General features: G+C 63.1%; 19 protein-coding genes. 7 read left to right on the forward strand and 12 right to left on the reverse strand.

Annotated features, from left to right (window positions below):
- Window positions 1-61: 61 nt before the first annotated feature.
- A complete protein-coding gene (cysE, locus tag I3253_RS01545; RefSeq protein ID WP_197915859.1) occupies window positions 62-865 on the forward strand; it encodes a serine O-acetyltransferase in 804 nt (267 codons plus the stop codon).
- A gap of 224 nt (window positions 866-1,089) precedes the next feature.
- Here the strand turns inward: cysE and I3253_RS01550 are convergent, their stop codons facing one another.
- The 6 genes from I3253_RS01550 to I3253_RS01575 form a co-directional block, all read right to left on the reverse strand.
- Window positions 1,090-1,605 carry a potassium channel family protein gene (locus I3253_RS01550; RefSeq protein WP_197915860.1) on the reverse strand — a complete coding sequence of 172 codons (516 nt, stop codon included), beginning with the start codon at window positions 1,603-1,605 and terminating at the stop codon, window positions 1,090-1,092.
- A gap of 93 nt (window positions 1,606-1,698) precedes the next feature.
- Window positions 1,699-3,000: a pyruvate dehydrogenase complex dihydrolipoamide acetyltransferase gene (locus I3253_RS01555; protein WP_197915861.1), complete on the reverse strand. Its 1,302-nt coding sequence runs from the start codon at window positions 2,998-3,000 to the stop codon at window positions 1,699-1,701.
- A gap of 12 nt (window positions 3,001-3,012) precedes the next feature.
- Window positions 3,013-4,377 (reverse strand): pyruvate dehydrogenase complex E1 component subunit beta, encoded by a 1,365-nt coding sequence (locus tag I3253_RS01560; protein ID WP_197915862.1) that lies wholly within the window; start codon window positions 4,375-4,377, stop codon window positions 3,013-3,015.
- Window position 4,378: 1 nt separating this feature from the next.
- The gene (locus tag I3253_RS01565; protein ID WP_232272101.1) at window positions 4,379-4,768 is read right to left on the reverse strand and encodes a VOC family protein; all 390 of its coding nucleotides are present in this window, start codon (window positions 4,766-4,768) and stop codon (window positions 4,379-4,381) included.
- Window position 4,769: 1 nt separating this feature from the next.
- Window positions 4,770-5,768, reverse strand: coding sequence for a pyruvate dehydrogenase (acetyl-transferring) E1 component subunit alpha (gene pdhA, locus I3253_RS01570; protein WP_197915864.1), 999 nt, complete (start codon window positions 5,766-5,768; stop codon window positions 4,770-4,772).
- 119 nt (window positions 5,769-5,887) lie between these two features.
- Window positions 5,888-6,190: an FtsB family cell division protein gene (locus tag I3253_RS01575; protein WP_197915865.1), complete on the reverse strand. Its 303-nt coding sequence runs from the start codon at window positions 6,188-6,190 to the stop codon at window positions 5,888-5,890.
- Window positions 6,191-6,353: 163 nt separating this feature from the next.
- On the opposite strand from I3253_RS01575, the gene I3253_RS01580 reads away from it, so the two are divergent.
- Window positions 6,354-7,994 (forward strand): acyl-CoA dehydrogenase family protein, encoded by a 1,641-nt coding sequence (locus I3253_RS01580; protein ID WP_197915866.1) that lies wholly within the window; start codon window positions 6,354-6,356, stop codon window positions 7,992-7,994.
- A gap of 224 nt (window positions 7,995-8,218) precedes the next feature.
- Here the strand turns inward: I3253_RS01580 and I3253_RS01585 are convergent, their stop codons facing one another.
- Window positions 8,219-9,112 (reverse strand): fructose bisphosphate aldolase, encoded by an 894-nt coding sequence (locus tag I3253_RS01585; RefSeq protein ID WP_197915867.1) that lies wholly within the window; start codon window positions 9,110-9,112, stop codon window positions 8,219-8,221.
- 214 nt (window positions 9,113-9,326) lie between these two features.
- A complete protein-coding gene (locus tag I3253_RS01590; RefSeq protein WP_197915868.1) occupies window positions 9,327-10,517 on the reverse strand; it encodes a phosphoglycerate kinase in 1,191 nt (396 codons plus the stop codon).
- Between the two features lie 129 nt (window positions 10,518-10,646).
- Here I3253_RS01590 and I3253_RS01595 point away from each other — a divergent pair, with 129 nt between their 5' ends.
- The 4 genes from I3253_RS01595 to I3253_RS01610 all read left to right on the forward strand — a co-directional run bounded on the left by I3253_RS01595 (window position 10,647) and on the right by I3253_RS01610 (window position 14,087).
- Window positions 10,647-11,159 (forward strand): peptidylprolyl isomerase, encoded by a 513-nt coding sequence (locus I3253_RS01595; RefSeq protein WP_197915869.1) that lies wholly within the window; start codon window positions 10,647-10,649, stop codon window positions 11,157-11,159.
- A complete protein-coding gene (locus I3253_RS01600; RefSeq protein WP_197916158.1) occupies window positions 11,152-11,700 on the forward strand; it encodes a peptidylprolyl isomerase in 549 nt (182 codons plus the stop codon). The genes I3253_RS01595 and I3253_RS01600 overlap by 8 nt, the downstream gene beginning before the upstream one ends.
- A gap of 288 nt (window positions 11,701-11,988) precedes the next feature.
- The gene (locus I3253_RS01605) at window positions 11,989-12,957 is read left to right on the forward strand and encodes a DUF3179 domain-containing protein (RefSeq protein WP_197915870.1); all 969 of its coding nucleotides are present in this window, start codon (window positions 11,989-11,991) and stop codon (window positions 12,955-12,957) included.
- A gap of 146 nt (window positions 12,958-13,103) precedes the next feature.
- Window positions 13,104-14,087 carry a Hint domain-containing protein gene (locus I3253_RS01610; RefSeq protein WP_197915871.1) on the forward strand — a complete coding sequence of 328 codons (984 nt, stop codon included), beginning with the start codon at window positions 13,104-13,106 and terminating at the stop codon, window positions 14,085-14,087.
- A 66-nt stretch (window positions 14,088-14,153) separates the two neighbouring features.
- On the opposite strand, the gene I3253_RS01615 is transcribed toward I3253_RS01610, so the two are convergent.
- From I3253_RS01615 to I3253_RS01630, 4 genes are all read right to left on the reverse strand, one after another.
- Entirely contained in the window at window positions 14,154-14,663 is a 510-nt protein-coding gene (locus I3253_RS01615; RefSeq protein ID WP_197915872.1) for a bactofilin family protein, read from the reverse strand.
- Entirely contained in the window at window positions 14,653-15,966 is a 1,314-nt protein-coding gene (locus tag I3253_RS01620; RefSeq protein ID WP_197915873.1) for a DUF5930 domain-containing protein, read from the reverse strand. Before I3253_RS01620 ends, I3253_RS01615 begins: the two co-directional genes overlap by 11 nt.
- A gap of 178 nt (window positions 15,967-16,144) precedes the next feature.
- Entirely contained in the window at window positions 16,145-16,954 is an 810-nt protein-coding gene (locus I3253_RS01625) for a ferritin-like domain-containing protein (RefSeq protein ID WP_197916159.1), read from the reverse strand.
- A gap of 20 nt (window positions 16,955-16,974) precedes the next feature.
- Window positions 16,975-17,436 carry a peroxiredoxin gene (locus I3253_RS01630; protein ID WP_197915874.1) on the reverse strand — a complete coding sequence of 154 codons (462 nt, stop codon included), beginning with the start codon at window positions 17,434-17,436 and terminating at the stop codon, window positions 16,975-16,977.
- 175 nt (window positions 17,437-17,611) lie between these two features.
- Between I3253_RS01630 and I3253_RS01635 the strand changes: the two genes are divergently transcribed.
- Entirely contained in the window at window positions 17,612-20,818 is a 3,207-nt protein-coding gene (locus I3253_RS01635) for a YhdP family protein (RefSeq protein ID WP_197915875.1), read from the forward strand.

The following is a 20,818-nucleotide window of genomic DNA, read 5'->3' on the forward strand; positions in this document are numbered from 1 at the left end:
GGGTTTGAATTGGCCTGTATCTGACTATGTAGTACAGTTCCGGGCAAGAGAGGATGACCCCATGGCAGAAACACGCGCGAAACTGACGCAAGTTGATCCCGTCTGGCAACGGATTTCCACCGAGGCCGAAGAGGCGGTGAGGGAAGAGCCCTTGATGGGCGGGCTTGTTCACGCCTGTGTGCTGCATCACAAGACGATGGAACGGGCGTTGTCCTACCGCTTTGCGGCCAAGCTGAATTCGAACGAGATGTCGATGGTCATCCTGCGCGAGATCGCGGATGAGGCCTTTGCCGCCGATCCGTCCCTTTTGGAAGCCGCGCGGGCGGATCTTGTGGCGGTCTATGAACGCGACCCGGCCTGCCACCGGCTTTTGCAGCCCATCCTTTATTTCAAGGGCTATCAGGCGGTGCAGGCCTATCGGATCGGCCACTGGCTGTGGAATCAGGGACGCTATGATCTGGCCTATTTCGTGCAGATGCGCACGTCAGAGATTTTCGGCATCGACATCCATCCCGCCGCCCGGATCGGCAAGGGGATCATGATCGACCATGCCCATTCCATCGTGATCGGGGAAACGGCGGTGGTGGGCGACAATGTCTCGATGTTGCATTCGGTGACGCTGGGCGGAACTGGCAAGGAAGAGGAAGACCGCCATCCCAAGATCGAGGATGGCGTGTTGATCGGGGCCGGTGCCAAGGTGCTGGGCAATATCCGCGTGGGCCATTGCAGCCGCATTGCCGCCGGATCGGTAGTGTTGGAAGACGTTCCCCCCTGCAAGACCGTGGCCGGAGTGCCGGCGAGGATCGTGGGCGAGGCGGGGTGTGACCAGCCCTCGGTCAATATGGATCAGCGGTTCAAGGGGTAAACCCCCGTCAGGCGGACATTTGTTCCGCCTGATCACATCCTATGCATCATTTGCAAATGCTTCACATCCCCGCTATATATCGGTGGACGAAGAAAGGAGGATACCATGAGTTTTCGCCAAGCCATTCAGAAGTACAAAGTGAATGCCGCTCTGACCGGTATCTCTTTCCTTGGCCTTCTGGTGCTGGCCCAAGCGGCCATTCTGGGCTGAAGGCAGGGCGCCCCTTAGCGCCTGTTGCCCAGATCAATCAGCAAGCCGACCACCATCCCGAGAAACCCGTATCCGATCAGCGCCTCGATTCCGGCGATGGTCCGCATGCGCACGACCGGCTGGAAATCCCCATAACCGAGCGTGGTGAAGGTGACGGTCGAGTAATAAAGGCCGCTGACAAAGCCCTGATCCAGTTGCACGCCCCCTGATCCGGGCGTCACGGGCAGCCAGTCGCCGGAATGCGCCGTTCCGATCGGTGTCAGGAACCTTGGGTCCGACAGCATCACCGTGCTGGTTCCCGGACACAGCGGGGCGGTGCACAAAATGCCCTCGGTCCGGTACAGAAGCGCAAAAAACAGGATCAATGCGATGCCGCTGACAAAGATCGCCAGCCAGACCAGCCTGTCGTCCACCCAATGGTTGAAATGCGACCGGAAGATCGAGAACAACGCAACGCAGATCAGCGCAAGCCCGAGGTAGATCGCCGGAACACCCAGAATCCGGTTGGACAGGATGTATTCCGCCCCCAATCCCGCAAACAGCGCCGCCAGACACAGGAAACAGGCCGGCGCCAGACAGTTGACGATTGTCGGCCAGATATGGTGCTGCGGCGTCCCTGTCCCTTATGCCAGCATCGTCAGGGGATTTTCCAGATTGTCGACGATGGCCTGCAACAATTCTGCCCCCAGCGCGCCGTCGATTACCCGGTGATCCACCGATAGCGTGACGGACATCACAGTGGCCACCGTCAGGTCGCCATCCTTGCCGACCACGGGTTTTCTGACTCCCGCGCCGACCGCGAGGATGGCCCCATGGGGGGGGTTGATGACGGCGTCAAAGTTGTCGATGCCGAACATGCCAAGGTTGGAAATTGCAAAGCTGCCGCCCTGATATTCGTGCGGTGCCAGCTTGCGGTCGCGGGCGCGGGTAGCGAGGTCTTTCATCTCGGCGGACAGTGTCGACAGGGATTTCTTGTCGCTGTCTCTGAGCACGGGCGTGAACAACCCTCCTTCGATTGCAACCGCCACCGCGACATCCGAGGGTTTCAGCCTCAAAATCCGATCTCCGGCCCAGACCGCGTTAGCATCGGGCACCTGTTGCAGCGCGTTCGCACAGGCCTTGATGATGAAATCATTGACCGAGAGCTTGATGCCGCGATCCGCCAATTGCGCGTTCAACTCGCTGCGGAATTTGAGCAAGGCATCCAGCCGAATATCGCGGCGCAGATAAAAATGCGGAATCTGCTGTTTCGCTTCGGTCAGCCGGGCCGCGATGGTCTTGCGCATCCCGTCCAGCGGGATTTCTGCGTATTCGCGATCCTGATACATCCTGGCGACTGCTCCGGCATCCGCCGAAGGCGTGGGGACTGGCGACGATTTCGGGGCCTCCGGTTCGGCCTGTGGCGCTATTGGCCCGCCCGCCAGGGCCGTTTCCACATCGGCCTTGACGATCCGACCACGCGGGCCGGAGCCTTTCAGGGACGCCAGATCAATACCCTTGGAGGCCGCGATCCGGCGGGCAAGGGGCGACGCGAATATCCGGTCGCCTGTCGCGGCTATCGGTGCAGGCGGGGCGGCGGGCGCGTCAGAGCGCCTTGCAGGTGCGGCTTCCTTGCCCGTGTCGGCCGCAGAGGCGGCATCTGGTGCCGGTTGGGGCGGCATGGGGATGTCGTCAGCGGTTTCGCCATCCTCCAGCAACACGGCGATGGGCGTGTTGACCTTGACCCCTTCGCTGCCTTCCCCGATCAGGATCTTGCCGATCACGCCCTCGTCGACGGCCTCGAATTCCATCGTGGCCTTGTCGGTTTCGATCTCGGCGATGATGTCGCCAGAGGCCACCGTGTCGCCTTCTTTCACAAGCCATTTGGCCAGCGTGCCTTCCTCCATCGTGGGGGACAGGGCGGGCATGAGGATTTCTGTGGGCATGTCTGGTCCTCCTCAGCGATAGGTGACGTGTTTGACGGCTGCGATCACCTCGTCGGTGGTGGTCAGCGCCAGTTTTTCGAGATTTGCCGCGTAGGGCATCGGAACATCCTTGCCGGTGCAGTTGATCACCGGCGCGTCGAGGTAATCGAAGGCCCGTTCCATGATTGTCGCGGACAGGTGATTGCCGATCGCGCCGACCGGGAACCCCTCTTCCACGGTCACGCAGCGGTTGGTCTTCATCACCGAGGCCAATACCGTGTCATAATCGATCGGACGCAGGGTGCGCAGGTCAATCACTTCGGCATTGATGCCATCTTCTGCAAGTTTTTCAGCGGCTTCCAGCGCGTATTGCATCCCGATGCCAAAGCTTACGATGGTCACGTCCTCTCCCTGGCGCCAGATGCGGGCCTTGCCGAAGGGAATGGTGAAATCCTCCAGATCCGGCACATCGAAGGACCGCCCATAGAGGATTTCGTTTTCCAGAAAGATCACCGGGTTGGGGTCGCGGATCGCGGTTTTCATCAAGCCTTTGTAATCGGAGGCCGAATAGGGCATCGCGACCTTCAGGCCAGGGATCATCGCATACCAGGCGGCATAATCCTGAGAGTGTTGCGCGCCCACGCGGGCCGCGGCGCCGTTTGGGCCGCGGAACACCATCGGCGCGCCCATCTGACCGCCGGACATATAAAGCGTTTTGGCCGCGGAATTGATAATCTGGTCAACAGCTTGCATGGCAAAGTTGAATGTCATGAATTCAACGATCGGGCGCAAACCGCCAAAGGCGGCGCCAACGCCGATCCCGGCAAAACCATGCTCGGTGATCGGCGTGTCGATCACGCGTTTCGAACCGAACTCGTCCAGTAGCCCCTGGCTGACCTTGTAGGCGCCCTGGTATTCGGCGACCTCCTCGCCCATGAGGAAAACGCTTTCGTCGCGCCGCATTTCCTCGGCCATGGCGTCGCGCAGGGCTTCGCGCACGGTTTGTTGTTTCATCGCCGTCCCGTCGGGCCAGTCGGGGCTGCTGTCGGGCCTCGGGGAGACGACGGGGACTGCCGGGGCGGGGGCGGTCGCCTCGGGGCTCCTTGCAGGAGCCGCCTTTGCGCCCGCGTCGGCGGACGCCTCCGGCACATCCTCGCCATCTTCGACCAGAATGGCGATGGCGGTGTTCACCTTGACCCCTTCGGTGCCTTCCCGGATCAGGATCCTGCCGATCACGCCTTCGTCCACGGCCTCGAATTCCATCGTGGCCTTGTCGGTCTCGATCTCGGCGATGATGTCACCTGAAGCGACGGTATCGCCTTCTTTCACCAGCCATTTGGCCAGCGTGCCCTCTTCCATTGTCGGCGAGAGGGCGGGCATCAGGATTTCGCTTGCCATGTTATTGCTCCCCTTCTGCGGACGCGATCATCCCAACGACATTGCCTTGCCCGTCCTCGACATAGGCACATCGGCCCACGCCCGGGAAATCCGTGGGGGGCAGGGCCTCGGCCCCGCCATTGGCCAGCGCCCAGGCATAGCGTTCGTCGCAATCGGTCACGTCGAATGTCATCGTACCGCCCCGGATCGGCGATCCCGATGGGGGCGCGGCGTCCATGCGTTGCATCAGACCGCCGGTCAGCCCGTGGTCCATGCCGATGTCACGGCCTTCGATCAGGTGATATCCAACATCCTCTCCGCCCGGCATCGGTTGGAACCGCCATCCGAACAGGCCGGAATAAAACGCCTTGGCGCGGTCAACGTCGGTTGCGTGTATCTCGAAATGCGGCATGTCAGTTGGCCTCCGCATAGATGTCGGTCCACAGTTCGGACGGATCTGGCAGGGGGCTTTCCTTGGCAAACTCCGCGCTGGCATTCACCACGGCCTTGATGTTCTTGTCGATGGCCTTGAGATCGTCCTCGGTGGCGTGTTTGCCGTCCAGAAGCAGGTGGCGGACATGTTCGATGGCGTCGCGTTCTTCGCGCATTTTCTGGACTTCCTCGCGGGTGCGGTATTTGGCCGGGTCCGACATCGAATGGCCGCGATAACGATAGGTTTTCACTTCCAGGATATACGGCCCCTTGCCCTTGCGGCAATGCGCCACCGCGCGTTCGCCGGCGTCCTTGACGGCAAGGACATCCATTCCGTCAACAGCCTCTCCGGGAATGCCGAACGCCGCGCCACGGGTGTGGATATCCGGTGTCGAGGTCGAGCGTCGCTGCGCGGTGCCCATGGCGTATTGGTTGTTTTCAATGACAAAAATCACCGGCAGCTCCCAAAGTGCGGCCATGTTGAAAGTCTCGTAGACCTGTCCCTGATTGGCGGCGCCATCGCCGAAATAGGTGAAGGTAACGCGGCCATTGCCCTTGTATTTGTCGGCAAAGGCCAGCCCGGCGCCCAGTGGAACCTGGGCGGCGACGATGCCGTGACCGCCGTAAAAATGCTTCTCCTTGGAGAACATGTGCATCGAGCCGCCCTTGCCCTTGGAGTAGCCCCCGATGCGGCCGGTGAGTTCGGCCATAACCCCGTTAGGGTCCATGCCACAGGCCAGCATGTGACCGTGATCGCGGTAGGAGGTGATGCGCTTGTCGCCCTCCTCGGCGGCGGCTTCCAGCCCCACCACGACGGCCTCTTGTCCGATATAGAGATGGCAGAACCCCCCGATCAGACCCATGCCGTAAAGCTGGCCGGCCTTTTCCTCGAACCGGCGGATCAACAACATGTCGCTGTAGTATTGCTTCAGTTCATCGCCGGAGACGTTTGTCTTCTTCGTGCTGCGCCGTGCCGCCATTGCACTTCCTCCCGAAAGTTTGGGTAGTTTAGTGTTAAACTATGCTGAGAGAAATCGTAGCCCAGACACGCCGCTGAGGCGAGCGTAAAAATGGCAATAATTTCAGTAGTTTAGGAAGGTCAGCGAATGACGATTTCGTCAGAACGGATCATCCCCAACACATCGCGCGCCTGTTGGTCCAGAAGGTCCAGATCCAGAAAGTCGTCGCTGAGCCGCAATGTCAGGTTTTCCATACGTTCCAGATCGCGCTGAACGGCGGCCAGCTCTGTCTCCAGCCGCTCTTTCTCGTCCAGAATTTCGACCCGGCGAAACAGCCCATAGTCGCCCTGTACGGCGGCAAAGGTGAAATAGGAAGACAGTGCGAAGGCCAGCCCGAAAAATACGAGCGCGCCCATTGCCGGTTTTGCCTTTTGTGTCGTCATGTCTGCCTCTGCCGCCCTCTGCCGGGGCGTGTTCGGTCAGTATGACATACCTGATTCGCCATGTGAATCCCCTAAACCGGCGTTCGGTCCCTGAATTTGTGACGCAACGGCCCGGTTGGCGTGGCGCGCGGGCTGCGGCAGGCTGGAGGCGGGAGGAGCCACCATGACGCAATCGCATCCGGTCAGCCTGTTGGGCACACATGAGGTATTCAACCAGCCACAGCCGCGCGGGGGGCGCGATTTGTGGGCAACGGACAGGGCGTTGCGGGATCATGCGCGCGCGTCCGGCGCCCGCGAGCGGGCATTGGCGCGAGCCGGGGTGCGGTTGGGCGCGGCAGAGATGTTGCAGGCCGGTGAGGATGCGCGACGCGATCTTCCAAGGCTGAAAATGTTTGACCGGGCCGGTCGTCGCGTGGACGAGGTGGAGTTCCATCCGGGGTATCACGCGCTGATGCAGGCCGGGCTGGAGGAAGGCTATGCCGCCTGTGCCTGGGACGGGGCGCCGGGGGGACATGCAAGCCACGCGGCGCTGGTTTATTACCAGGCACAGGTCGAGCCGGGGGTGGCCTGTCCGATGACCATGACCTATGCCGCCGTGCCTGCGCTTCGGGCTGATCCGGGGCTGGAGGAGACATGGGTTTCGCGTTTGACGTCAGGTATTTACGATCCGTCGACAACTCCGGTTGCGCAAAAGCGCGGGGCGACGATGGGTATGGCGATGACCGAGAAACAAGGCGGATCAGACGTGCGGGCCAACACCACGCGGGCGGTGCGGGACGGCGATGCCTACCGGTTGAACGGGCATAAATGGTTTTGCTCGGCGCCGATGTGTGACGGGTTTCTGACGTTGGCCCAGGCCGGGGGCGGGCTGACCTGTTTCCTGGTGCCGCGCTGGTTGGAGGGCGAGCGCAACGGGTTCCGTATCCAGCGGCTGAAAGACAAGCTGGGCAATCAGGCCAATGCCAGTTCGGAGATCGAATATGTAAACGCGCTGGCCTTCCGGCTGGGCGAGGAAGGCGCCGGGGTGAAGACCATTATCGAGATGGTGCACCATACGCGGCTGGACACGGCCATGGCGCCGGCGGGGCTGATGCGGGCGGCATTGAGCGAGGCACAGTGGTGGGTCAGCGGGCGCTCGGCGTTTCAGAGGCGGCTGATCGACCAGCCGCTGATGCGCACCGTGCTGGCGGATCTGGCGCTGGATGCGGAGGGCGCGCTGGCGGCGGGGATGTTCGTGGCGGGCGCGTTTGACCGGGACGACGACGAGAGCCGGGCCTTTGCACGGATCGGGGTGGCGCTGGCCAAGTATCTGAACAACAAGCGTTGTATCGCCGTGGTCGGCGAAGCGATGGAAGTGCTGGGCGGGGTTGGCTATGTCGAGGAAACGCCGATGCCGATGCTGTATCGCGAGGCGCCGTTGAATTCGATCTGGGAAGGATCGGGCAATGTGATCTGCCTGGACGTGATGCGGGCACTGCTGCGCGAGCCGAAGACAGGCGAGGCGCTGTTGGCGGTGCTGCATGGCGTGAGCGGGGCGGACCGGCGCTATGATGCGGCGCTGAAGGCGCATCTGGCGCGCTGGCCGGGGGTGCCGCCGGAGGCGGAGGCGCGGTGGTTTACCGAGAGCCTGGCGACGTTGCTGACGGCGGCGGCGTTGATCCGCAGTGCACCGGAGGCAGTGGCGGATGGCTATGTGACTTCGCGCGTGGAGGGCGCGCGCGGGTCGGTGCATGGTGCGATTTCCGGCATTGATGTGGATGCGATTCTGCACCGGTTGGCGCCGGAAACGGGCGATTCTGGTTAACGGCCTTTATTTGCGGGGAAATGGGCCTCGGCGGCGCGTCGGTATAATGTCGGTATTGCGTCGGTGGGGGCGTGGGCGCGGCCGGGTGTTACGGCAGCGCGCGCAAGGGTTTGGCAAGGATTGCGAACAGAGCGTTCACGTTGCCGGACCAGCCTTGGGGCCGGGGCAGGACACGCAAAAGGGCGCCCGGTTGGACGCCCCTTGTCTGGCGAAGCGAGAGAGGATCAGCCGGCGACGGACGCCTGGTAGATGCTTTCGATCGAGTCCGCGATCCTGGCATTGAAGGCGGTGTCGTCCTGTTGCGCGCTGAGACCTTCGGTCAGGGCGCGCGAGAAGCTGGCGATCATGCCGGATTGGCGCGACAGACGGGCATTGGCCTCGTCCCGGGTATAGCCGCCGGACAGGGCGACCACCTTCATCACGCGCGGATGCCGGACCAGCGGCAGATAGAGGTTGTCGGCCTCGGGCAGGGTGAGTTTCAGCATGACCTGCTGATCGGCGGGCAGGGCATCGAGCGCGGCCTGGAGTTCGGCCAGCAGCAGGTCTTCGGCCTGGGCCTTGTCGGGGGCGTTGATATTCACCTCGGGTTCGATGATCGGCACCAGCCCGTGGCGCAGGATCTGTTCACCGATCATGAATTGCTGGGCGACGATGGCGGTGATGCCGTCGGGATTGGCGGAATTGACGACCGAGCGCATCTTGGTGCCGAAGACGCCCTTGGCCACGGCGCGTTCGCACAGCGTGTCCAGGTCGGGCATCGGTTTCATCAGTTGCACGCCCTTGGCCTCGGCCTCCAGCCCCTTGTCGACCTTGAGAAAGGGGACCACGCCCCGGTTTTCCCACAGGTAGGTGGCGGAAGGGGTGCCGTCGATGTCGCGGTCCATGGTCATCTCGAACAGGATGGCGCCGACCACCTTGTCACCGGCAAAGGCGGGGGCCCTGGCGATGCGGGCGCGCATGTCATGGATCAGGTCGAACATTTCGGCGTCGTTGCCATAGGCGTCTTCCTCGATCCCGTAAAGGCGCAGCGCCTTGGGGGTGGAGCCGCCGGATTGATCGAGCGCGGCGATAAAGCCCTGACCGGAGGAAATTCTTTCGGCTTGAGATTGTTTCGACATATCGGTTTCCGCTTGAAAATGAAGAGATTGAGGAAGGCGCGCGCCCGTTGGGGTGCTTCTAGTTCACAGTGGGGCGCCTTGCAATGTTGGTGGCGCTAACGCCGGGAAGGGGCGAATTGCGGCGCGCAATTCGCGGATTTTTCCGACGCGGAAAAAGGGTGGATCAAATCCGCGTCGGATTTGGGAGCGGATTTCGCGCCGAAATCCGGCCGGGTCAGGCTTCGAGTGCCGCCACGCCGGGCAGGGTCTTGCCTTCCATCCATTCCAGGAACGCGCCGCCGGCGGTGGAAATATAGGTAAAGTCCCTGGCGGCACCGGAGGCGTTGAGCGCTGCCACGGTATCGCCCCCGCCGGCCACCGAGATCAGGTCGCCCGACGCGGTGCGCGCGGCGGCCTTGAGGGCGGCGGCGTTGGTGGCGGCATCGAAGGGCTCGATTTCAAAAGCGCCCAGCGGGCCGTTCCAGATCAGGGTCTTGCTGTCCTGGAACACGGCATCGATGGCGGCCACGCTTTCGGGACCGGCATCCAGAATCATCGCATCCTCGGGGCATTGATCGGCCGGCACGGTTTCGTGGGGGGCATTGGCCTCGAACCTGCGCGCCACGACAACGTCGCGCGGCAGAAGGATGGTGCAGTTCAGTCCTTCGGCCTTGGTCATGATCCCGTTCGCGGTGTCGATCATCAGCCGTTCGGCCAGCGATGTGCCGATCGGCTTGCCCTGCGCGGCAAGGAAGGTGTTGGCCATGCCGCCACCGATCACCAGCGTATCGACTTTTTCGACGAGGTTGGAGAGCAGTTCGAGCTTGGTCGAGACCTTGGCGCCGCCCACGACCGCCGTGACCGGGCGGCGGGGATTGCCCAGGGCACTTTCCAGCGCGGACAGTTCGGCCTGCATCAGGCGCCCCGCGCAGGAGGGCAGGAGCGCGGCGAGCCCGGTGGTGGAGCAATGCGCGCGGTGTGCGGCGGAGAAGGCGTCGGAGCAGAACACGTCGCCCAAGGCGGCCATTTGCGCGGTCAGATCGGGATCGTTTTTGGTTTCGCCCTTGTGAAAGCGGGTGTTTTCAAGAAGCAGCACCTGCCCGTCCTGCAACGCGTCCACGGCGGCCTGCGCGGCCGGGCCGACGCAATCGGCGGCAAACAGCACCGGCGCGCCGAGGGCCTGTTCCAGCGTGGGCACAAGCTGTTGCAGCGACAGGTTGTCCACCCGCTTGCCCCCGGGACGGCCGAAATGCGCCAGCAGGATCGGCTTGCCCCCGGCGGCAAGGATATCGCGCACGGTGGGTACGATGCGGGTGATGCGGGTGGCGTCGGTGACGGCGCCGTCAACCACGGGTACGTTGATGTCCACACGTGTCAGGACGCGCTTTCCTGCCAGGTCCATCTGGTCGAGGGTTTTCCAGGCCATGTTCCCAATCTCCATATGCAAATCCGTTGCGCCTTTCCTAGCGGAATGTCCGGCGCGGTCAATGCGCTCTATTGGCTTTCCGGGGCGGGATGATTAACTAGCGCGGAACGTATTTCAGAGGAGGGCCCCATGGCCGAGATCAAAGATCCCGAGAACACCATCCTGATGGAGCTGAAGGGCGGCACCGTCGTGATCGAGCTGATGCCCGATATCGCACCGGGCCACAGCGACCGCATGAAAGAGCTGGCGCGGGCCGGCGCCTATGACAACGTGTGTTTCCATCGGGTGATCGACGGGTTCATGGCCCAGACGGGTGACGTGTCCAACGGCAACATGGAGAAGGATTTCAACCTGCGCATGGCCGGCACGGGCGGCAGCGATCTGCCGGACCTGAAAGCCGAGTTCAGCCGCATTCCGCATGATCGCGGCACGTTGGGCGCGGCGCGCAGCCAGATGCCTGACAGCGCGAACAGCCAGTTCTTCATCAACTTCAAGGACAACCATTTCCTGAATGGCCAGTACACGGTTTATGGCCGGGTGATCGGTGGCCTGGAGCATGTGGACGCCATCACGCGCGGCGAACCGCCCGCCGAGCCGGACCGGATGATCAGCGTGAAGGTGGCCGCCGATGTCGATGCTTAAGTTTGCCGCCGCCTTTGCGTTGCTGGCCGCGCCGGCCTGGGCAACGGGGCTGGAGATCGAGATCGAAGGCGAGGGCGCCAATGGCACCGTCACCATCGACCTGTTCGAGGATGTCGCGCCCAGGCATGTGGAACAGATCACCGCGCTGGCCGCCGAAGGCGCCTATGACGGGGTGGTGTTTCATCGGGTGATCGACGGGTTCATGGCACAGACGGGCGACGTTCAGTTCGGCAGGATGGGGGCGGATATGCGCCGGGCCGGAATGGGCGGTTCCTCGCGCCCGGACCTGCCGGCGGAGTTTTCCGATATCGACTTTGAAAAAGGCGTTGTCGGCATGGCGCGGTCACAGAATCCGAACTCTGCCAATTCGCAGTTCTTCATCATGTTCGGCCCGGCCCCGCATCTGAACGGGCAATATACCGTGGTGGGCAAGGTCACGTCCGGGCAAGATGTGGTGGACGCGATCAAGCGCGGCAAGGGCCGCAATGGCGAGGTGATCGGCCAGCCCGACCTGATGAAAAAAGTCACCGTGATTGACTGAGCCGTGGCGCGTGCCACCGCACATGAGCCGGTGAACATGCCAGGACAGATTGCGCCGGGCCATTGATTGTCGATGGCCCGGCGAACTTGGTTTTGGGGGCTGGCGTTTTCCCCCGCGCCACGGGTCTGCAATTGCGCGGCGGCGGGTGATCCCTGCCCATGGTGCGCGGATCGAGCGCGTTGGCGCGGCGTTTGTGGCGGTTCTGAAACGGGAGTGACGGGCTTGTGATCAGGTTTGGTTTTGCGCGGGGCGAGCGGCGGCGCAGGATCAAATCGGGAGGACCACGCCATGATCAAAGCACTTTCCGCCACCGCGCTGATTGCGCTGGCCGCGCCGGTATCGGCCAACCCGGACTTCTGGAAATATGAATGGCCCAACACGGATTTCAGCAAGACATCGATTTCGAACTGGGTCGAGATCCTGTCGGGTGGACCGCCAAGGGACGGCATCCCCGCGCTGAGCGATCCGCAGTTCATTCGCGCCGTGGATGATACGGATATCCTGCCAACCGAACCTGTCATGACCGTACAGATCAAGGGGGCCGAACCGCGTGCCTATCCGATCCGCTACCTGATCTGGCATGAAATCGTGAATGACACGGTGGGCGGGATACCGATCGCGGTGACATATTGTCCGTTGTGCAATTCCGCGATCACGTTTGATCGGCGGATCGGGGGGCGAACGCTGACATTTGGCGTGACAGGCAAGCTGCGCAATTCCGGTCTTGTGATGTATGACCGTGAAACCGAAAGCTGGTGGCAGCAGGCGCTTGGCACGGGCATCGTGGGCGAGATGACGGGGGTTGAGCTGGAGGTCTTGCCGACCTGGATGGAAGGCTGGGCGCAGTTCAAGGCGCGCAACCCGGATGGGCTGGTGATGGCGGAGCCGGCCTATGGGCGCAGCTATGGCAGCAATCCCTACAGGCAATATGACAGCGCACAGCGCCCTTTCCTTTATAATGGCGAGATGCCGCCACATGGTATTTCGCCGCTGGCGCGGGTGGTGCGCGTGGGCGATCGGGCCTGGCCGCTGGAGCGTTTGGCCCGGGTCGGGACATTGACGGAGGCGGGTGTCGAGATCAGCTGGCAGTCGGGGCAGGCCTCGGCGCTGGACACAAGCACGATCGGGCGCGGCAGGGATGTGGGCACCATCCGCGTGCGCGACGCCCAGGGGCAGGATGTGCCGCATGACCTGTTGTTTGCCTTTGCGTTTCACGCCTTCTGGCCCGACGGGGAATGGATGCTGGACGCGCGATAGGCGCCGGCCCTGACGGGGCGGCAATGCGGACGGACCCGCAAACCGCCCCGAACCGTTCCAATTTTCGACAGAATGTCTGTTTAGCCTGAACCCTGGTTAACCCCGCCACGGGCGCGGGGACGTGTGTGATTTTTCAAGGCGGGTTCATGGCGATCGAGACAGTACAGGTTTACCGGATCACGGGAGGGGACAGTACATATCCCCATTTCGGCAATTTCACCATCGGCGATGCCGGCCAGATTTCCATAGATGATTCAAACGGGTTTCGCGACGCTGAGTTCGGCGACTATACCCATACCGGCGGATCGGATGTGCCGGACCAGGATGTGGTGGCGTCGGATGTTGCGGGGATCAGCGTCGGGGACCGGGTGGATCTGCGCTACAAATACACCGTGACCGGATCGGACGGGTCCAGCGGCACGGTGTATTTCCTGGCGACAAACGGGCAATCGAATTACGGCCCGCTGATCGTTTCCGATTTCCCGCTGGATCCGGGCGTGACCTATACGTTCGGCACGTTCAACACCGACGGCGCCGTGGACTATGACGATCTGGTGGTGTGTTTCACCGCCGGGACGCTGATCGTGACCGACCAGGGGCAGAAACAGATCGAGACCCTGCGCAAGGGCGACAAGGTTCTGACGCGCGACAACGGATTTCAGCCGGTGCGCTGGATCGGGCAGAAGACGGTACAGGCCACCCGGAAAACCGCGCCGATCCTGATCGGCGAGAATGTTTTGGGCACGCACGGGGCGTTGATGGTGTCGCCAAACCACCGGATGTTGATCCGTCCGCCCAGTTCGGAGATGTATTTCCAGGAACCCGAAGTGCTGGTGACGGCGAAGGGGTTGCTGCGCATGAAAGGGGTGCGTCGGGTCCGTCCCGGCCGGGTGACCTATGTGCATGTCCTGTTCGACCGCCACGAGATTCTTTTCGCCAATGGCGCGCCCAGCGAAAGCTTCTTGCCCGGACCACAGGCGATGAACGTTCTGGAAGAGGCGACACGGGCCGAAGTCCTGAACCTGTTTCCGGAACTGGCGGCGGCGCAGGAGCACGCATTTTCACAGGCGGCGCGGGTGTGTCTGAAGCCGCACGAGGCCGATCTGCTGTGCAAGTTGATGGTTGCCTAGACCCGGGGCTGAAAGAAAAACGCCACCCTTCCGGGCGGCGTTCGTCAATCAGCAGGTTCGGTCGGTTCAGGCTTGCGGCGCAGGGGCCGGTTTCTTGAGAGCCGGGGCATCGCCTTTCTTGGTCAGCGGATCATCCTGCCGCTGAACCGAGCCTTCGAAATGCGCGCCGCTCTCGATGGCGATGGTCTTGTGGATAATGTCGCCTTCGACACGGGCCGTCGATGTGAGGCGGACTTTCAGGCCCCGCACGCGGCCCACGATGCGGCCGTTGACCACGACATCATCGGCAATCACTTCGCCCTTGATGGTGGCGCTTTCGCCGACGGTCAGAAGATGGGCGCGAATATCGCCTTCGACGGTACCTTCGACCTGGATATCGCCCGTGGTCTTGAGGTTGCCGGTGATGTGCAGGTCCGAGGACAGAACCGAGGCGGGTGGTTTGGCCTTTGGGGCCGATGCCTTGAATTCGCTGCCTTTGGCAGGTGCCGCCGGAATGGCGGAGGCGTCTGGCGCGGCGGGCTTGGCCGGATCGGTGGATTTCGGCGCAGGTTCGTTGATTTTGCTCTTAGAAAACATCTCTTCCAGCCTTGATAAATGTCATCGCGTTCACCGCCCGGTCACCCACACGGATTTCATAGTGCAGGTGCGGGCCGGTCGAACGTCCGGAGTTGCCAATATCACCAATCCGATCGCCGCGCGAGACCCTTTGCCCGACTTTTACGCGGATTTTCGCCTGATGGGCATATCGGGTCTCGATCCCGGACGCATGTTTGATCTTGGTCAGGCGGCCATAGCCCGAAGACCACCCGGCATATGTGACGACTCCGTCGGCCGGCGCATAGATCGCCGTACCGTTGGGGGCGGCCATATCGGTGCCCTTGTGCGTCCGGCCCCAGCGCGGCCCGTAGCTTGAAGTCAGGCGGTAGGCGGACTTGAGCGGATTGTCAAAAGGCAGGGTTTCGGCGGCAATGCGATAGATGTTGATCTGGTCCATCTTGTCCAACAGGGCGTTGGCGCGCGCTGCTTCGGGAATGCTTTCGTCGCCCTTCGTGGACAGGCTGATCGGCATCAGCGGGCCACCCTGGCCGCTATAGCCGCGGCGCACCTCTTCCATCAGTTTCTTGGTATCCAGGCCGGCCGCCTCGAACATCTTGGTCAACGGTTCGACGGACACTGTCATGGCGTCTTCGAGCTGGCTGAAAATCTGATCGTTCTTTTCGGCCATCAGGGCCAGGTCCAGCCGCGCCTCTTCGGCCTCTTTCAGGGCCGTGCGCGCATTGGCGATGATCGTGTCGCGCTCTTCGGCCGTTTCGGCCAGTGCCCGGGACAAGGCGCCAAGCATTTCTTTGCCCAAGGATGAATTCGCCGCAAGTCTTGTGTTGGGGTCTTTCTGGCCGTCATTCAGGCGATCCAGTTCGGCCAGCGCGGTCTCGCGTTCCTGCATGGTGCGGCGCAAGGTCGCCTGGATCACCTCGATCCCGGTTTCCAGTTCGCGCCGTCGGGTTTCGCTTTCCAACAGCTGTGACTGCATGACCGAGACCTGTTGCAGCGCCGTGTTGAACCGTTTTTGCGCCGCCAGCGCCTCTTCTGTGCGGGCATCGCGTTCGGCGGACATTTCGTTAAGGCGTTGTTCGTAGGTTTGCTGGTCGCGCCGGGCCTGTTCGCGGAAATTGCCCGCGCCGATGGAATCCATCAGCAGGATCGCGGTGGCGACGATTGTCCAGGCCACGATCCCGGTGGCGCCGACAAAGGCAAACAGCTGGGTCGAGGGTTTGAGGCGGATGAAGCGGGTGTCGGTATCGGACCTGAGAAACAGCCGCCGTTCCGGAAAAAACCGTTCCAGCAGCGTGTGAATTCGAATTGCGAACCGTGATCTCACCTTGCCGTTCCTTGTCTCATCCCCATGGTCGGCGCCCCGGTCGGGGGCGCCTCGCGGCATGGTCTTAACGACAGGTTACTGATCGGGCAAGGAAATTGACCCATTTCCATACGCTTCTGTCTGGCGTGAAGGCCGGATTTGGGCGGGGAATTGCCGATCCGCCCCCGGTGGCGGCTGGTCAGCGCGCATAGGGCGGCGGTGTCTGGTCGGACAAGGGCCAGTAGAAATCCGGGGGCAGTCCGGCCTCTGCACGTTTTTCCTCGTTGAAAGGGGGTTTGAGGGCGCCGTGGAAATAGCGGCGCACCTGTGCATGAAACGTGGCCTTGGGATCCAGCGCGTCCCGGCCGCAGAGGAAGTTGAACCATTTGGCGCCATAGGCGACATGGCCGACCTCTTCGGCATAGATCACCCTGAGCGCCTCGACCGTTTGCATGTCGCCGGCCTTTTCAAACAGCGCGATCATGCCGGGTGTGACATCCAGCCCGCGCGCTTCGAGCACCATGGGCACCACCGCGAGGCGGCCCAGCAGGTTGTCGGCGGTATCTTCGGCGGCGCGCCACATTCCGGCATGGGCGGGCAGGGCGCCATAAAAGCTGTGCTTTGCCTCAAGACTGTCGCAGATCATGTTGAAATGGCGGGATTCCTCGTCAGCGGATTTCACCCAGTCGTCATAAAAGCCCAGCGGCATGTCGGTGTCGGTAAAGCGGGCGATGATGTCCCAGTGCAGATCGACGGCGTTCAGTTCGATATGGGCGACGGCGTGCAGCATTGCCAGCCGCCCCTGTTCGCTGCCGGGGCGGCGGCGGGGCACGTCGCGCGGATCAAGCAGGTCCGGTTTCTGCGGGCGGGCGGGGCGATCGGGCGGGGTGGCGTGGCCAATCGGCAGGGGGGCGCCGGCGTCGCGCGCGGCGAACCAGGCGGCGGCGTTGCGCCGTGACAAGGCGGTTTTGGCGTGGCCATCGGCGGTGGTCAGCACCTCGACCGCCATTTGGGCAAGGTCGCGCGCGCTCACAGGGCCTTCACCGCGTCCAGCACTTGGGCGGCGTGGCCGTCTACCCTGACCTTGGGCCAGGCGCGCGCGATGCGCCCCGTGCCGTCGATCAGGAAAGTGGACCGCACGATGCCCATAAAGGTCTTGCCATACATCTTTTTCTCGGCCCAGACGCCGAACCGTTCGCAGGCATCGCCTTGTGCGTCCGACAGGAGCGGCACGGTCAGGCCCTGTTTCTCGATGAACCTGGCGTGGCTTTTCATGTCATCCCTGGAGATGCCGAACACCTGCGCGCCCGCAGCGCTGAACTCTGGCAGGAGGGCAGAGAATTGCTGGTTTTCCCTGGTGCATCCCGAAGTGTTGTCGCGCGGGTAGAAAAACAGCACAACCGGGGCCGGGCGCAGGGCGGACAGGGTGACAGGGCCGCCCCGGGTCGAGGGCAGGGTGAAATCGGGGGCCATATCCTGGGCGGCAAGCATGTCAGACTCCTTGGGTCGGCAACGGGTTGGGTGTATAGTTGGCACGGGCGGGCAACCGATAACAGATCAATCCGAGGCATCAACCCTGAGTGACCAGCCCGACATGGCGCCAGACCAAAGGCGCAGGCCCCGAAGGGCAAGGCGCATTGGGCTTTTTGCGCTGATCAGCCTGGTCTTGCCGGCCGCGCTGTTGGCGGGGGCCGTGGTGATGGCGGTGGGCAAGCCGCTGGTGGCGCCAGGCTGGCTGCATGACCGGCTGGAAGCGGAATTGAACCGTCAGCTGAAGGGTTTGGACGTGACGATGGGCGAAGTTTCGCTGATCGTCGAGGACAATTGGGACCCGCGTCTGCGGGTGCGCAACCTTGTGCTGCGCGCGCCCGACAACACCGGCAGCGTGACACTCGCGCGGGTGGACGCGCGCCTGGCGTTCGGCGCGTTGCTCGAAGGACAGGTGGCGCCCCGCGAGATTCGCGTGGCCGGGGTATTTATGCGGATCATCCGGCAGGGCGACGGCACGTTCAATATTTCTGTTGGGGATGGCGCGGGTGCGGGCGCGTTCGGACAGGCCACGGAACTGACCCGGCTGGGCGATCAGGTGGAAGGCTATCTGGACCTGCCGTTGCTGGCGCGGCTTGATGTGTTCCGGCTGGTGGATGTGACGCTGCGCTACGAGGATGTGCGCGCGCGCCGTGGCTGGACAGTGGACAGCGGGCAGATGCGGCTGGCGCGCAATGGCGACGACGTGACGATCTCGACCCAGATGTCGTTGTTGGGTGGACGCGATTACGTGACCAGTATCGAAGCCTTCCTGAAGACGCGGTTCGGCACGTCGGAAACCGAATTCGGGGTGCGCTTTGAAGACATGCCGTCAGGCGACATCGCCTCGCAATCGGCGGCGCTGGCCTGGCTGGACATCCTGCGCGCGCCGATCTCTGGGTCGATGCGCGGGCAAACCGACGCCAGCGGAGGATTGGGCCCGGTCAATGTGGCGCTGCGGGTGGCGGAGGGGCTGTTGCAACCGGATGATGATGTGCAACCGGTGCCGTTTGACGGGCTGAGCAGCCATTTGACCTTTGATCCGGCGCGCCAGGTGATCACCTTTGCCGACCTGTCGCTGGACAGCAAGTGGATCAAGGCGTCGGCCTCGGGGCAGGCCTTGTTGCGGGATCTGGAGCGGGGCCTGCCAAACACGTTGCTTGGGCAGCTTGAGCTGAGCCGGTTCGAAGTGAATCCCAAGGAACTGGACGATGTGCCGATGGTGCTGGACCGCTCGTTTGCGGATTTTCGGCTGAAGCTGGACCCGTTCGAGTTGGATCTGGGCCAGATGGTGATCCGCCTGCAAGGCAACCGGATGCAGCTGAGCGGCGCGTTGCGCACCAGGGGGCCGCGATGGGATTATGCGATCGACGGGCGCTCGGACGGGTTGGATGTGGGGCAGGTGCTGGATATCTGGCCGGATGCGCTCAAACCCAATCTGCGCAAATGGATCGACGAGAATATCCAGCGGATTACGCTGGACGACATCAACCTCGCGGTACGCAGTACGGGGGGCGGGCCGCCCGATGTTTATGTGGATTTCCAGTATCGCGATGCGGATCTGAAGGTGCTGAAGACCATGCCGCCGGTGCGCGGGGCCAGCGGCTATGCCAGTCTGATCCGAAACCAGTTCCGCGTGGCGGCGGAAAGTGGGCGCATCACCGCCGATCAGGGCGGCGACGTGGATGTGTCCGGGACCGGTTTCATCGCACTGGATACGACGCAGAAGCAATCCCCGGCGCTGGCCAGGGTCAGGCTGAGCGGCACGGCGACCGCGGCGGCGTCGTTGCTGGATCGCGAGCCGCTGCGGGTGTTCACCAAGGCCCGGCTGCCGGTGGACCTGGCCGACGGTCGGGTTGAGGCTCAGGGCAATGTGCGTTTCAGGATGAAGCCGAAACTGTTGCCAGAGGAGGTGCGGTTCGACGCTGCCGGTCATCTGTTGGATGTGCGCACGACGCAGTTCATCGAGGGCAAGGAGATTCGCGCAGACAGCCTGCACGTGACGGCCGACAATGCGCAGGTGGAGATTTCCGGCGCGGCCACGGTGGGCGCCTTGCCGGTCGAGGGGCGCTGGCACGCGCCTTTGGGTCAGAAGACCGCGGGTGAAAGCTGGATCGAGGGCACCGCGGAGCTGAGCCAGCGGGCGGTGGACGAGTTCGATATCGGGCTGCCGGATGGATCGGTTTCGGGGCGGGGGACGGCGCGGTTCGAAATCGCGCTGGCCCGGGACCGGCCGCCGCGCCTGACCCTGTCTTCCGACTTGCGGGGCGTGGAATTGACGGCCGCCCCGCTTGGCTGGCGCAAGCGCGCAGCGACCACGGGGGCGCTGGGGTTGACGGCCGATCTGACCAGCCCGCCGGTGGTGGACGGCCTGCGCCTGAAGGCGGATGGGCTGACGGCCGAGGGCGACATCTCGCTGAGCCCGGAGGGGGGGCTGGACGTGATGCGGCTGAGCTCCTTTGCCGTGGGGGAGTGGTTGCAGGGTACTGGGGCGTTGCGGGGGCGCGGGCCGGGACGCGCGCCTGCCGTCGAGATGTATTCAGGCTGGTTCGACATGCGTCACATGCCGCGATCGTTGGACAGGCCGGGCGCGGGGGGCGACTCGGGGCCGATCACCGCGCGGCTGGACCGGGTGCAGGTGACGGACAGCCTTTACCTGACCGGGGTTCAGGCGGAAATGACCGATCAGGGGCTGGGCATGTCGGGCCAGTTTGCCGGCGCGCTCAAGGGGGTGGCGCCGGTCAGTGGCAGGTTGATCCCGCATGAGAACGGCACCGCCGTGGAAGTGACCTCGCCCAGGGGCGGACAACTGGCGGCGGCGATGGGGGTGGTCAGGGCGGCGACACGGGGCGAGCTGGAGTTGTCGCTGGTGCCGCACAAGACACGCGGTGTGTATGACGGGGTGCTCAAGATCGCCAATATCAAGGTACAACGCGTGCCGGTGATTGCGGAATTGCTGAACGCGATTTCCGTGATCGGGCTGATCGAGCAGTTGGACGGGCCGGGCATCCTGTTTACGGAAGTCTATTCGCGGTTTCGCCTGACGCCGGAGCAGATGTTGATTGGCGAGGCCAGCGCGGTGGGACCGTCGCTGGGGATCTCGGCGGATGGCACTTATACCTATGACGGGGCGCGGTTCGATATCCAGGGGGCGGTGTCGCCGATTTATGCGGTGAACTTCATCGGGCGTCCGATTTCAAAACGGGGCGAGGGGCTGATCGGGTTCAATTACACGATGCGCGGCACGACAGAGCGCCCGGAGTTCAGTGTAAACCCGCTATCGGCCTTGACGCCGGGGTTTTTCCGGGAGATTTTCCGCCGCCGTCCCCCGGACCTGAACAACTGA

The sequence above is a fragment of the Thiosulfatihalobacter marinus genome (assembly GCF_016019955.1).
GTDB lineage: Bacteria > Pseudomonadota > Alphaproteobacteria > Rhodobacterales > Rhodobacteraceae > Shimia > Shimia marinus_A.